9 protein-coding genes are annotated in these 13,076 nt (G+C 69.9%); 3 read left to right on the top strand and 6 right to left on the bottom strand.

The window, feature by feature from the left end; genetic code table 11:
- The first annotated feature begins 6 nt into the window (after positions 1 to 6).
- The gene (locus tag ACLF6J_RS06360; RefSeq protein WP_134353173.1) at positions 7 to 1,242 is read left to right on the top strand and encodes an acyl-CoA dehydrogenase family protein; all 1,236 of its coding nucleotides are present in this window, start codon (positions 7 to 9) and stop codon (positions 1,240 to 1,242) included.
- Between the two features lie 21 nt (positions 1,243 to 1,263).
- Here the strand turns inward: ACLF6J_RS06360 and ACLF6J_RS06365 are convergent, their stop codons facing one another.
- Together ACLF6J_RS06365 and ACLF6J_RS06370 are read right to left on the bottom strand one after the other, a co-directional pair.
- A complete protein-coding gene (locus ACLF6J_RS06365; protein ID WP_208526517.1) occupies positions 1,264 to 1,797 on the bottom strand; it encodes a GNAT family N-acetyltransferase in 534 nt (177 codons plus the stop codon).
- Position 1,798: 1 nt separating this feature from the next.
- On the bottom strand, positions 1,799 to 2,287 hold the full coding sequence (locus ACLF6J_RS06370) for a hypothetical protein (protein WP_134353172.1): 489 nt from the start codon (positions 2,285 to 2,287) through the stop codon (positions 1,799 to 1,801).
- 72 nt (positions 2,288 to 2,359) lie between these two features.
- Here ACLF6J_RS06370 and ACLF6J_RS06375 point away from each other — a divergent pair, with 72 nt between their 5' ends.
- Both ACLF6J_RS06375 and ACLF6J_RS06380 read left to right on the top strand, forming a co-directional pair.
- Positions 2,360 to 3,811, top strand: coding sequence for a phytoene desaturase family protein (locus ACLF6J_RS06375; RefSeq protein WP_134353171.1), 1,452 nt, complete (start codon positions 2,360 to 2,362; stop codon positions 3,809 to 3,811).
- Positions 3,812 to 3,960: 149 nt separating this feature from the next.
- Positions 3,961 to 5,004, top strand: coding sequence for an ATP-dependent DNA ligase (locus ACLF6J_RS06380; protein WP_134353170.1), 1,044 nt, complete (start codon positions 3,961 to 3,963; stop codon positions 5,002 to 5,004).
- A 6-nt stretch (positions 5,005 to 5,010) separates the two neighbouring features.
- On the opposite strand, the gene ligD is transcribed toward ACLF6J_RS06380, so the two are convergent.
- The 4 genes from ligD to ACLF6J_RS06400 form a co-directional block, all read right to left on the bottom strand.
- A complete protein-coding gene (gene ligD, locus ACLF6J_RS06385; protein WP_134353169.1) occupies positions 5,011 to 6,084 on the bottom strand; it encodes a non-homologous end-joining DNA ligase in 1,074 nt (357 codons plus the stop codon).
- Between the two features lie 69 nt (positions 6,085 to 6,153).
- Positions 6,154 to 7,296, bottom strand: a complete 1,143-nt coding sequence (locus ACLF6J_RS06390; protein WP_165875442.1) for an SseB family protein — start codon at positions 7,294 to 7,296, stop codon at positions 6,154 to 6,156.
- A 63-nt stretch (positions 7,297 to 7,359) separates the two neighbouring features.
- Positions 7,360 to 9,837 (bottom strand): ATP-dependent helicase, encoded by a 2,478-nt coding sequence (locus ACLF6J_RS06395; protein ID WP_134353168.1) that lies wholly within the window; start codon positions 9,835 to 9,837, stop codon positions 7,360 to 7,362.
- A 102-nt stretch (positions 9,838 to 9,939) separates the two neighbouring features.
- Positions 9,940 to 13,014, bottom strand: a complete 3,075-nt coding sequence (locus ACLF6J_RS06400) for a lamin tail domain-containing protein (RefSeq protein WP_134353167.1) — start codon at positions 13,012 to 13,014, stop codon at positions 9,940 to 9,942.
- Positions 13,015 to 13,076: the final 62 nt, after the last annotated feature.

Genomic DNA, 13,076 nt, shown 5'->3' on the forward strand with positions numbered 1-13,076 from the left:
AGCATCATGAGCACTGCAGCCTCCCCCTTCCCCGGCGAGCGCGTCTCGTCGTACGACATCACCGGGCGCCGGGACAGCGACTACTACGCCGTCTTCGCCGACATCCCCGCCGCCGACCGCGCGGCCTGGGATCGGGCGAAGTCCTACACCGACGAGGTCGCGCCGCAGATGGCGGACGCCTGGGACCGCGCGGAGTACCCGCTCGACGCCGCCCGTCGGATGGGCGAGATGGACCTCGTGGTCGACGGCATCCAGCATCCCGCCCTCACGCATCTGTCGCCGCTGGCCGCGGGCCTGGTGAACATGGAGATCTCGCGCGGTGACGGGTCGCTGGGCACCATCCTCGCGGTGCAGGGCGGCCTCGCGCTGCGCACCCTCGCCCTGTTCGGCTCCCCCGCCCAGCAGGACCGATGGCTCACGGCACTCGCCGACGGCTCGGTTCTCGGCTCGTTCGCGCTGACCGAACCCGACCACGGCTCCGACTCGGTCTCGCTCGAGACGGTGGCCCGCCGCGACGGGGACGCCTGGGTCATCCGAGGCACGAAGAAGTGGATCGGGAACGGCGCATCCGGCGGGATCACCTTCGTGTGGGCGCGCGTCGACGACGCGGACACGGCCGAGCACGGCGCTGTGCGCTGCTTCCTCGTCGAGCAGGACACGCCCGGATACACCGGCAGTGTGATCCGGGGCAAGGCCTCGCTGCGCGCGATCCATCAGGCGCACATCGTCCTCGACGACGTGCGGGTGCCGCTGGACGCCGTCCTGCCCGGCACCATGAGCTTCAAGGACGCCTCGACCGTGCTGTACGCGACCCGCTCGGGCGTCGCGTGGTCGGCGCTCGGACACGCGACGGCCTGCTACGAGGCAGCACTGGCCTACGCGATGCAGCGGGTGCAGTTCGGAAAGCCGCTCGCGAAGTTCCAGATGGTCCAGGAGCGCCTCACCCACATGCTCGAAGACCTCACGGCCATGCAGCTGTACTGCCGGCGGATGGCCGACCTCGAGACCTCAGGCGAGCTGCGCCCGACCCAGGCCTCGCTCGCGAAGTTCCACAACACGCGTGCCGCGCGCCGCATCGCCGCGACCGCCCGCGACCTGCTCGGCGGCAACGGCATCCTGCTCGAGAACGGCGTCATGCAGCACATGGCCGACATCGAGGCCATCCACACCTATGAGGGCACCGAGAGCGTGCAGGCCCTGCTGCTCGGCCGCGACATCACCGGGATGAGCGCGTTCGCCTGAGGCGCGGAGGTCGCGGCCGCATCAGATGCGCCCGGTGATCGGGCGGGACAGGCACACGAGTCGCTCGCGCGCGTCCCAGCTCGGCACGCGCACGAACCCGCGGGATTCATAGAGGCGGATGGCGCGTTCCCGCCACTCCCACACCGACAGGCGGACCTCGGCTGCCCGAAGAGTCGTCGCGGCTCGCACGGCGGCATCGAGCAACGCCGACCCCACGCCGCGACCGCGGACCTCGGGGACGGCCCACAGGCGCTTGACCTCGGCGAACCCGTCGTTCCCCGCGAGCACGACCACGCCGACGATGCGATCCGCGAGCTCCGCCACCAGGACCATATGGCCGGCGTAGGCAGCGGCCGGGTCTTCGACTTCGCGGAGGTAGTGCTCCGGCAACATCGGAACATCCGGGCCGAGGACGCCGCCCTGCTGGAGCTTCTCGCGCTCGGTCTGCTGGAGGTAGGCGCGGACAGCGGCGCCGACCTCGTCCGCGTCGGAGCCGGAGAGATCCGCCGCCCGAATCAGCGGACGATCACCCACCTCGTGCGCATCGATGCTCACGTCAGCCGCAGCCGCAGCCGCCGGACGGGGTCTTCACCATGAAGCACTCGTCGCACACGCCGTAGTCGCGTTCCTCGACGGGCTTCGGTGCCTTCTCGGCGCGGGGCGCGGCGACGCGTGGAGTCGTCGTGCGCTTGGCGGCGCGGGTCGGCGCGAGCGGGATGAACTCGCTCGGGTGGCTCACGTAGAAGTACGGTGCGCGCCCCTCGCTCGGCTGCAGGCGCAGGGGTGCTGCGCCCACCACGATCCGCTCGTCTTCGGTGAAGCCGTTCGTGTAGGTGCGCCCGATGTGCAGGGACGCGCCCTCGCCTCGACGGATCGCCTCGATGTAGCGCCCACGGTCGATGAACGAGCTGATTCCGATCGCCTCGACGATGGCCGTGATGAACGCATGGTTCGACGGATCGATCCGGTGCGCGCGCAGCGCCTCGGCGAGGGAGCGGTATGGACGGGAGGTGCCTGCGGGGGTCGGCCCCTGAACTTCTTTCATCCTTTCCAGGATCGCACGCCCGGAGGGCCGCTCTCGACCGTTTCACCGGTGGCGGCATGCCAGACTGACTGAATGGCGCGGGCGACGATCATCGGTTCCGGCCCCAACGGGCTCGCCGCCGGGGTGACGCTCGCGCGCGCCGGCTATGCCGTGCGGGTGCTCGAGGCGGCCGACACGGTCGGTGGCGGCCTCCGCACGGCCGAGTCGACGCTTCCGGGGTTCCGGCACGACGTCTGCTCCACCGTGCATCCGACCGCCCTCGCCTCACCCTTCTTCCGTGCTTTCGGCCTCGAACGGCGTCTGGACTGGATCCGCCCCGAAGCCTCCTATGCACACCCGCTCGATGGCGGAAGGGCCGCGATCGCCTGGCGCGACCTCGACCGCACGGCGACCGCGCTCGGGGCAGACGGTGACGCCTGGCGCACCCGCATCCGGCCGTTGACCGCGCACATCGACGGTGTGGTGGACTTCACGGGCAATCAACTGCTCCGAGTCCCCCGGGATCCGTTGACCGCCCTGCGCTATGCGATCAGGATGCTGGAGCAGGGCACTCCTCTGGCCGCCTCGGCTTTCCGCACCGAGGAAGCGGCCGCGCTCCTGGCGGGAGCCGTCGCTCACGGCAACGCGCCTCTCCCCTCCCTCGCGGGGGCCGCTGCGGGCCTGTTGCTGGCCGCCCTGGGACACGCCGGAGGCTGGCCGTATCCACGCGGTGGTGCGCAAGGGATCGCCGATGCCCTGGTCGCCGACATCACGGCGCACGGTGGGTCCGTCGAGACCGGCGTGCGGGTCACCGCCCTCGAGACGCTGGACTGGGGCGACCCGCGCCGCGGAGACCTGCTGATCCTGAACACGTCTCCCCGGCTCGCCCTCACGCACCGCGACGTCCCGCCCCGCTACGCCCGGGCCATCGGCGTCTACCGCTACGGACCCGGTGCGGCGAAGGTCGACTTCGCCCTCGACGGCCCCGTCCCCTGGACCCACCCCGAGGTCGGGCAGGCGGCGACCGTGCACCTCGGCGGGACCAGAGCCGAGGTGTGGGCCAGCGAGAATGCCGTCGCCGCCGGACGAGTGAGCGAGCGCCCCTACGTCCTCACCGTGCAACCGTCCGTGCTCGACGACTCCCGTGCTCCCGCGGGCAAGGCCGTGTTCTGGGCGTACATCCACGTGCCCCCGGGCTCCGACCTCGACCCCACGGAGCTCATCACCGCGCAGGTCGAACGGTTCGCCCCGGGGTTCCGCGACCTCATCCTCGCCCACCACGCGGTGCCGGCATCGTCGCGCGAGGCGATCAATCCCGCAGAGATCGGCGGCGACATCTCCGGCGGGGTGTTCGACATGCGTCAGGCCCTCCGCCGACCGATCCTCTCGCCGACGCCGTGGCGCACGCCGATGCCGGGCGTCTACCTGGCTTCCGCCTCCACCCCTCCCGGTCCGTCCGTCAACGGCATGGCGGGGTGGCATGCCGCCCGCACGGCGCTGCAGGACGCCGGTTCGCCCGCGACGCTGTCCGACCTGTTCGACTGACCGCGCTCACTACTCCTCAAGGACGGGACGCGCTGCCCCCGTAGCCCTGCGAATCACGGGAGGACCGCCGCACCCGCCGCCCGTTTCTGCGGAGTTGTGAACACCGGCCCGCTCTTCCGCCCCACACGGCCGAGGACCAGGATGGGAGCATGCGCTACGAGATCCCCGCGCCGATGCTCGCCAAAGCCGTCCCCGCGGTTCCTCCTGCAGAGAAGGTTCCCGGCGGGCTCCTGTACGAGCCGAAGTGGGACGGCTTCCGCGGACTGATCGCTTGGGACGGGGAGACCGTCGAGATCGGCTCCCGCGGAGCGAAACCTCTCACGCGCTACTTCCCCGAGCTGGTCGAGGCGATTCCCGAGCTGCTCCCCGGTCCGTGCCTGCTCGACGGCGAGATCGTCGTCGCCACCGGCCCGCAGGGGTCCCAGCGCCTGGACTGGGAGGCACTGAGTCAGCGCATCCACCCCGCCGCTTCCCGCGTCGCCACGCTCGCCGCCTCGACCCCGGCGATGTTCATCGCCTTCGATCTGCTCGCCGTCGGCGACGACGACCTCCTCGCCGCGCCGTTCGAGTCCCGGCGAACGCGCCTGGAGGCACTCCTGGCATCCGTGGAGCATCCGCTGCACATCACCCGGACGACGAGGGATCAGGACGCGGCCGTCCGTTGGCTCGCCGAGTTCGAGGGCGCCGGGCTCGACGGGGTGATCGCCAAGCCGCTCACTCAGCCCTACGCGCCGGGCAAGCGCACGCTGTTCAAGATCAAGCACGCGCGCACGGCCGATGTGGTCGCACTCGGCTACCGGGTCCACAAGTCGGGTTCGGGCGTCGGCTCGCTGCTGGTGGGACTGTACGGAGCCGACGGTGTGCTCCGCCAGGTCGGCGGCGTCGCGGCGTGGAGCGATGCCCGTCGGCAAGAGCTCGTCGAGGAACTCGACCCCTGGGTGGAGAGGGACGATTCCGGGGCAGCGTTGACCGCGGAAGGCGAGCGTTCGCGATTCAGCGGCGGCAAGGACGTCTCGTTCGTCCGGCTGCGCCCGGAGCGGGTGCTCGAGGTGCGCTACGACCAGCTCGAGGGCGCTCGGTTCCGCCATACCGTGCAGTTCGAGCGCTGGCGGCCGGACCGCGACGCCCGGTCGTGCACGTACGACCAGCTCGACACCGTCGCAGGCTACGACCTCGCCGACGTCCTCCGCTGAACGCGGTCAGTCCTTCTCGGCGGGAGTGCCGTCGTCGTCCCAGTTGGCCGCGACCTTCTTGCTGGGCTGCACGCGGGGCGGCTCGCCCGGCATCTTCGGGAACTCCGGAGGAAACGGCAGCTCCCCCAGCCCGTTCTCCTTGTCGCGCTCCCACCAGGCCAGCAGGGTGTCGATCCGGCCCGGGGCCTCCTGCATGGTCGCCCACGGGTCGCCGATCTCATCCAGGCGCTTCGGGATCGTGCGCACGGTGAAGGTCCGCGGATCCAGACCGTCGAGCTCGTCCCAGGTCACGGGCGTCGACACCGTCGCTCCCGGCAGCGCGCGAGGACTGTATGCTCCGGCCATCGTGCGGTCGCGATTCGCCTGGTTGAAGTCGACGAAGATCCGCTCCCCTCGCTCCTCCTTCCACCAGTTCGTCGTGACCTGATCCGGCATCCGACGCTCCAGCTCCCGCCCCGCTGCGATCACGGCATGGCGCACATCGAGGAACTCGTGGGTCGGCTCGATCGGCGCGAACACGTGCAGCCCGCGGTTGCCGCTGGTCTTGGCGAACGCCTCCAGGCCCGCCTCACGCAGCACCTCGCGCAGCGTGTGCGCAGCCGTCACCGCATCCGCGAAATCCGTCCCCGGCTGCGGGTCCAGATCGATGCGCAGTTCGACCGGGTCGTCGGCGTCGGTCGCGAGCGATGCCCAGGGGTGGAACACGATCGTGTTCATCTGCACCGCCCAGACGATCGCGCTCGAGCGGTTCAGCACGATCTGCGGATGCCGGCGTCCGCTGTTGTACGTCACTGTCACCGCATCGACGAAGTCGGGGGTGCCTTTGGGCGGGTTCTTCGAGAAGAACCCTTCCGCCTTCGGCCCGCCCGAGGGGCCGATACCGTCGCGGAAGCGCTCCAGCGAGACCGGCCGATTGCCGTTCGCCGCGAGGAAGGGCACCGAGACGCGCTGCACGTACTCCGCGAGCTCGGCCTTCGTGATCCCGAGGTCCGGCCACACGACTCTGTTGGGGCTGGAGAGCGCGACCTCACGCTCTCCGTCGGAGTCGACCACGGTCAGGGTCACACGTTCTGAGGCCATGCTCCGACCCTAGAGCGATGCCCGGACGGACGGAACCCCGCGCGCGCCGGCAGGAGCGACGGAGCCCGGTCAGTCGCCGAGATCGACCGCGAGCACCAGGACCGGCGTGAGGGCGTCACGCTCGACGATGATGGACGGGCCGGCGGGGTCGACGATCACACCGCCCATCTCGGAGTGGCTCGTGAGGACCTTGGCGAGCTGCATCGGCTCGAACGGGAGCGGACGATCACCCCGGCCGAGCGCGATGACCTCGAGCGGGTGCGAGAAGAGCTGCAGAAACCGTCGCCCGTCGGGGGTCTGGGCCTCGGCGATGCCGACCTGACCGCTGCCGGAGCCGTCGTTGACCGCCACCCACATGCGCGTGGTCGCCAGGGCCTCTCCGACCTTGACAGCCGAATCCTGCGCACGGGGAGCGGCCAGGATCGACTTCACGGTCATGTCGACGTCGGCCTGGTCGAGCGTCTTCTGCAACAGCTCGGTCGGGAAGACCACGCGGTGGGGTGCAGACGCGTTGTCGACGATGAGCCCCGCGAAGTCTCCTGCCACGACCTGTTGCAGCACCGACGTCACGGGCTGCGCGACGGCGGAGGTGGCCGCGGGATCCGGCTCGAGCTGCACGGAATCACGCACGGCGGCCGCCGAGCTGAAAGCGAGCATGAACTGGCGGTCGTCGTTGTCGCGGACGACCGCCACGGAGAGCGGCTTGCCCTCGCTGATCTGCGCGCGGGCGTCTCCGTTGACGCGGATATAGAGGTGCCCTTGAAGCGCCTGACGCATCACGCCCAGCAGCTGGTCGTTGGTCGCCCCCGCTTCGATCTCGGTGAGCGCCTCACGGAGCAGGACGTTGTCCTTCATCCCGGCGACGGTCTCGGTCTGCTCGGGCGGCAGCGGCGAGGCGAGAGGCAGACGCCGCTGCGGGGGCTCTTCCTCCTGCGCCGTCGGTGCCTGTGGGGCGCGAGGGGCGGCAGGGGCCGCCGCCGCGGGCGCTGTCTCCGCGCTGGGCAGCGCCACCTCCGGACCGGCCTCGGCGCCGACGCCCCGGAAGGCCTGCACGGAGATGCCGATCGAGGGAGCGTCGACGCTGCCGGCGTCTGAGGCGTCGTCGGCGGCGACGGAGTCGGATCCGGGCGCCCCCGCGTCCGTCTCTACGACGTCGGTGGTGGGGGCGACGGCATCGTCACCGGACTTCTTGCGGCGGGAGAAGAGGGCCATATGAGCCAGCCTAACCGCCATTCCGGCCCGTGATCCGCCGAAGCGTGAACACCCGCGGTGACGTCAGATCTTCTCGATCGGCGCGACCTTGATGAGGAGCTTCTTCTGCCCTGCCGAGTCGAAGCGCACGTGGGCGATGCGTTTGGCTCCCTCGCCGGTCACCGCATCGACCCGCCCTTCGCCGAAATCGACGTGGCGAATGCGGTCGCCCGCGGCGAGCTCGAGATCGCCGTTGTCGCGCATCTTGGCCGTGACGCGGTTGGGGAACTTGTCCATCGCCGTCGACAGGGGCTTGAGGGAATCGCGACCGGGAAGCGCCTTGACCGCGAAGCGATCGCCCGATCCGGAGCTCGAACCGCCGAAACCGCCCTGGCGTCGCGCATTGAGGGCGCGAGACTGCATCCCGCCGCGTGAGTTCACGTCACCCGGCGACTGACGCCAGTCGATGAGTCCCGACGGGATCTCCTGCAGGAAGCGGCTGGGCATCGCCACGGTCACTTCGCCGAACTGGGCTCTGGTCATCGCGAGGGACAGGTGCAGCCGCTTGCGCGCCCGCGTGATGCCGACGTAGAAGAGCCGGCGCTCCTCCTGCGGCCCTCCAGGCTCTCCGGCCGAGATCCGGTGCGGGATCAGGTCTTCTTCAACGCCCGTGACGAACACGGCGTCGTACTCGAGTCCCTTCGCCGTGTGCATCGTCATGAGTGAGACCGAGCCGGACTCGTCGTCGAGGTCGTCGGCGTCCGAGACCAGGGCGACTTCGGTCAAGAAGTCGACGATCGTGCCTTCGGGGTTGTTGCGCGCGAAGTCGCGGGCCACGGCCACGAACTCGTCGAGGTTCTCGACGCGCGCCTCGTCCTGCGGATCACGACTCGCACGCAGGGCGTCGAGGTAGCCGCTCTTGCCGAGCAGCAGACTGAGCCCGTCAGCCACCGCCGTGGAGGGCGGAAGCTCGCCGCTGGCCGGGATCAGGATCGCGGTGGCTTCGGTCAGCACGGCGTCGAGCTGACCGATCGCCGCCTGGATCTTCGGGCCGACGCCGAGCTGGGCCGGCATCGACAACGCGTCACGGAAGCTGATGCCGTGTTCCTCGGCGAAACGCGCGATGGCCGTCTCCGTCACGTCGCCGATGCCACGGCGTGGCTTGTTCAGGATGCGGCGCACCGACATCTCGTCGGCCGGATTCGCCACCGCGACGAGATAGGCGAGCGCATCCTTGATCTCGGCGCGGTCGTAGAACTTCGTGCCGCCCATGATCTTGTAGGGCACCGCCGAGCGGATGAAGATCTCCTCCAGCGCACGGGACTGCGAGTTGGTGCGATAGAACACCGCCATCTCGGAGTACGGCATGCCGGCACGGTGCAGTGCTTCGACCTCGTCGGCGACGAACTGGGCCTCGTCGTGCTGCGAGTAGCCGGTGAAGCCGATGATCGGGTCGCCGTCGCCCTTGTCACTCCACAGCTTCTTGTCCTTGCGGTCGAAGTTGTTGCCGATCACGGCGTTCGCGGCGGAGAGGATGTTCTGCGTCGAACGGTAGTTCTGTTCGAGCAGCACCACGCGGGCGCCGGGGAAGTCACGTTCGAACTCGCTGATGTTGCGGATGTCGGCGCCGCGGAAGGCGTAGATCGACTGGTCGGAGTCGCCGACCACCGTGAGCGAGGCACCGGGCTCGCCGGCATCGGCAGCGGGGGCGGGATCGGGCTCGAAGATCATCATGCCGTTCGAGGCATACGGGTCGGGAGCTGCTCCGGCACCCGACACGGGTCGCGTCAGCTCATGTATCAGCGCGTACTGCGCGTGGTTGGTGTCCTGATACTCGTCGACCAGGATGTGCCGGAAGCGACGACGGTAGGTGTCGGCGACCTGCGGGAAAGCGCGGAACAGGTACACCGTCTGACCGATGAGGTCGTCGAAATCGAACGCGTTGGCCTTCTGCAGCTGACGCTGGTAGTCGGCGAACACCTCGACGAACACGCGCTCGGCGGGATCGCTCATGTTGGCCTGACGCGAGTAGGACTCGGCGTCGGAGAGCTCGTTCTTGAGCTTCGAGATGCGCGACTGCACCGAGGCCGGGGTCAGCCCGTACGCATCCGCCTCGTGCTCCTTGACCAGCCGCTTGAGCAGAGCGCGCGAGTCGCCGGAGTCGTAGATCGTGAAGGACTTCGTGTACCCGAACTGCTGAGCCTCGCGGCGGAGGATGCGGACGCAGGCCGAGTGGAACGTCGAGATCCACATGCCCCGGGCGGCGTCCCCGATCAGTCCTTCGACGCGCTCGCGCATCTCGCCGGCGGCTTTGTTGGTGAAGGTGATCGCGAGGATCTGACTCGGCCAGGCCTCGCGTGAGCGCAGCAGCGAGGCGATGCGTCGCGTGAGCACGCTGGTCTTGCCCGACCCCGCGCCCGCGACGATGAGCAGAGCGGGGCCGCGATAGGTGACGGCCTCGAGCTGTTGCGGGTTCAGTCCGGCGAGGAGTTCGTCCTGTCCCTCCGCCCCGGAGGTGCGGGGGCCGGCGGATCCGGGGACGATGAGAGGAGCTTCGGTCATGGCCTTATGAGTCTAGGCGTCGGCACAGACACCGCGGCACGGGATGCGGGGGCATCGGCGGTGACGCAGGGGTGCACGGTCGACCCGTGCACCCCTGCGCGCTCAGGCGTCGCGCCTGCGACGGCGGACTGCTGCCGCGCCGGCGGTGAGGAGCAGCAGCGCCAGCGCGACGGCGGCGACCGGGAGCTCGGAGCCGGTCGTCGCCAGCGCACCCGCACCCGTCTCAGATCCCGATCCTGCCGCTCCCGCGATACGGAGGTCCGCCCAGCCGAGGAGCCCACCGCTCGCATCGAACACGGCGATCCGGTGGGCGCCGAGCGGCGCATCGGCCGGGATGGTCGCCGTAATGGTCCCCGCGGTCGCGAGCGTCCCCGACGCGATCCGCATCGGCTCGGAGTACATCCACACCGACACGTCCGTGCCTGCGCCTGCGGAACCGACCGTGATCGTGACCTCCTGCCCCCGGGCCGCGACCGACGGGTTCACCGTCAGCCCGTTGCGATTGTCGTCCACGAGCCCTGTGCCGGGGAGCGGCGGGGTCTCGCCGCCGGGAGTACCGCCGCCTGTTCCCGGCAGCGTCCCGGTGCGCAGCGACTCGGAGGCGAAGCCGTCGGCGAACCACCACACCGGGCGCTGCCCGTCGACCGACAGTGAGGCCGGCGCGGTCGCGAAACCCTCGTTGTTGATGTCGGGCAAGCCGGCGGCACGGGCGTAGTGCGCGATGTCGGGCTGTGCCGTGCCGTTCAGCGTGATCTCGGCCGAGCGCCCCTGGCAGCCGTCGTCGCACACGGCCCACAGGGTGTCGCGCACCGTGTCGTAGTCGAGCGCCATCACTCCGGGGAGGCCGGGAGCGATCTCCGTCACCAGCGTCGCCGACCCGTCGGATCCGAGCGCGAACGCGTAGACGTGGCCGTTGTCCTCGACCGCGACGAAGAACAGCCCGTCGCCGTGACCTGCATGATCCTTCGGGTCATACACCGTGCCCGACGTGTCGTCGAAGAGCTTCCCGGCGAGCGCGGCATCGGGCACCCACTGCACGGCCTCGATGCCGAGGTTCGCCCCCACAGCAGGGAGCAGGGCGGTCAGATCCCACTCCTGCTGAGCGATGAGGTCACCGCTCGACGCCTCGGGATCGACCTTGAGGACCACGTTCTGGTTGACGCCCTTGGCGCTGTTGTCCCGCTCGGAGGCCACGTACACGAAGCCGTCTCGGTCGACCGTGATGCCCTCGGTGTCGGGGCCCGCAGCCCCCGGATCCGCGGCGTCCTTCTGGAAGCGCACGCGCTTGCCCGCATCCCAGCCGTCGGCCTTCTCGACCGAGCCGTCGGCGCGCGCCTCGAGCTTCCAGATGCGACCCTCGCCGTTGTCGACCGCCCACAGGAACGCACCGTCAGCGGTCTCCTGCACGTCGAGTCCGGAACTGTCCTCGAGGAACGTCGGGATGCTGTCGACCACGCGCACCTCGGCGGAACCGGGCCACGGCGACACGGCGACCTCGCCGGCACACACGTTCGTGGCGCCCTTCGTGGACTCCGCGGTCACGGCGAACGCGCCGCTCGTGTCGGGGCAACGGCCCCAGGTGGTGGCGGCGTGGCCGGACCCCCAGGTGGTCTCGTCGATGAGCAGGTCGCCGTCGAACACGCGCACCGCGTCGCCGGAACCGAGACCGAACCCGAGCTGTGCCCGCTCGATCACGAGGTACTCCCCCGCACCGAGGCGGGTTCCGGCTGGGATCGCGTACGCATGGGTGTCGTCGTCGTCCTTCACCACGACGCCCGACACGTCGAGCTCGGTGCTCGTCGGGTTCACGAGCTCCACCCAGTCGTCCGGGGAGCCGCCGTCGGATTCGACCTCGTTGATGCGCACCGGGTTGCCGCAGGCGTTGCGGAGACCCTTGGTCGAGACCGCGATGTCGACGAAGTCGCCGGTACCGTCGGCACAGCGCGCGAGGACGCCGGCGGCATGCGCGGTGTAGACGTGCTCGTCGACCGTGTTGCCGTTCGCATCACGGATGGTCACGGTGTCGCCGTTGCCGAGTCCGAACACGAAGTTCGCCGGCTGGTCGAAGACGAAGTAGCCCCCGGGCGGCAGCATCGTACCGGCGGGGAGCGGTGTGGTGTCGTCCGCGTGACCGGTCGGATCGTTGTCCATGACGGTCCAGCCCGAGAGGTCCACCGCAGACGTGCCCGTGTTCACGACCTCGACCCAGTCGGTGCTGTCACCGTTCGACTCGATCTCGTTGATCACGACGTCGGGCAGGACGCACGAGTTCGCGGCACCGGGGGTCGGATGCGCGAGCACGAAGGAACCGACGCCGTCGGGACAGCGTGCCAGGGTGGCTGCAGCGAAGTCGCCATCGATCGCCGCGTGCCCCTGCCACGGGAGCGTGTCGTCGATCATCGCCCCCGAGGCGTCGTAGAGACGGATACGGTCGGCGCTGCCGATACCGATCGGCTCGCGGAATGCGGCCTCGACGCCTCCGGAGAGTCCGATCGTCCCCTCTTCGACGACGAGGAAATGCCCCGCCGCGATCTGCGTGCCCGGCGGGAACTGCCAGCGGTGATCGTCGGAGTTGTCGCGGATCTCGTAGCCCGAGATGTCGAGCGCCTCGGTGCCGGGGTTGTGGAACTCCACCCAGTCGGCGGGTTGCGAGTCGACCTCGTTGATGAGGATGGAGCCCGCGACGGGAGCGACGGCGCAATCGTTGGGAGCGCCGGGAGTCACCGTCGTCGCCGGTGCCCATGCCCCCGAGCCGTCAGGACAGCGCGCCCACACCGACAGCGGCGCGGTGTTCTCATACGCGTACGCGTCGACCTCGGTGCTGCTCGGGTCGAAGAGCACGACCTCGTCCCCCTTGCCGAGCCCGAAGTCGAAGTCGACATCCTTCTCCAGCACCAGGAACTCGCCCGGTGCGAGCGAGGTGCCTTCCGGCGCAGCTCCGAAGCTGTCGCGCTTCTCATCCGCGATGGTCCACCCTGCGAGGTCGACCGTCTCGGTTCCGGCGTTGTAGATCTCGACCTGGTCGGCGAGGCCGGTCGCGGCGTCGTCATAGACGATCTCGTTCAGGACGAGACTCGGAGCGGTCGAACCGATCGCGGCGATGGGGGTGGCGAGCAGGGCAGCGGCGCTCAAGGCGCACACCATCGTGACCGCCGCTGCGCGGTGCAGGCGGGGCATGGAAACTCCTGGGGTCTCAGTCGGGTACCCGACCAGACCACCGATACCGCGTGGCCGCGGAG

This window comes from Microbacterium sp. IO18, from assembly GCF_049099505.1.
In the GTDB taxonomy this organism is placed as follows: Bacteria; Actinomycetota; Actinomycetes; order Actinomycetales; family Microbacteriaceae; genus Microbacterium; species Microbacterium aurugineum.

Coding starts and splice junctions, on each gene's coding strand:
- ACLF6J_RS06360 (WP_134353173.1), top strand. CDS start 7: ATGAGCACTGCAGCCTCCCCCTTCCCCGGCGAGCGCGTCTCGTCGTAC.
- ACLF6J_RS06370 (WP_134353172.1), bottom strand. CDS start 2,287: ATGAAAGAAGTTCAGGGGCCGACCCCCGCAGGCACCTCCCGTCCATAC.
- ACLF6J_RS06375 (WP_134353171.1), top strand. CDS start 2,360: ATGGCGCGGGCGACGATCATCGGTTCCGGCCCCAACGGGCTCGCCGCC.
- ACLF6J_RS06380 (WP_134353170.1), top strand. CDS start 3,961: ATGCGCTACGAGATCCCCGCGCCGATGCTCGCCAAAGCCGTCCCCGCG.
- ligD (WP_134353169.1), bottom strand. CDS start 6,084: ATGGCCTCAGAACGTGTGACCCTGACCGTGGTCGACTCCGACGGAGAG.
- ACLF6J_RS06390 (WP_165875442.1), bottom strand. CDS start 7,296: ATGGCCCTCTTCTCCCGCCGCAAGAAGTCCGGTGACGATGCCGTCGCC.
- ACLF6J_RS06395 (WP_134353168.1), bottom strand. CDS start 9,837: ATGACCGAAGCTCCTCTCATCGTCCCCGGATCCGCCGGCCCCCGCACC.
- ACLF6J_RS06400 (WP_134353167.1), bottom strand. CDS start 13,014: ATGCCCCGCCTGCACCGCGCAGCGGCGGTCACGATGGTGTGCGCCTTG.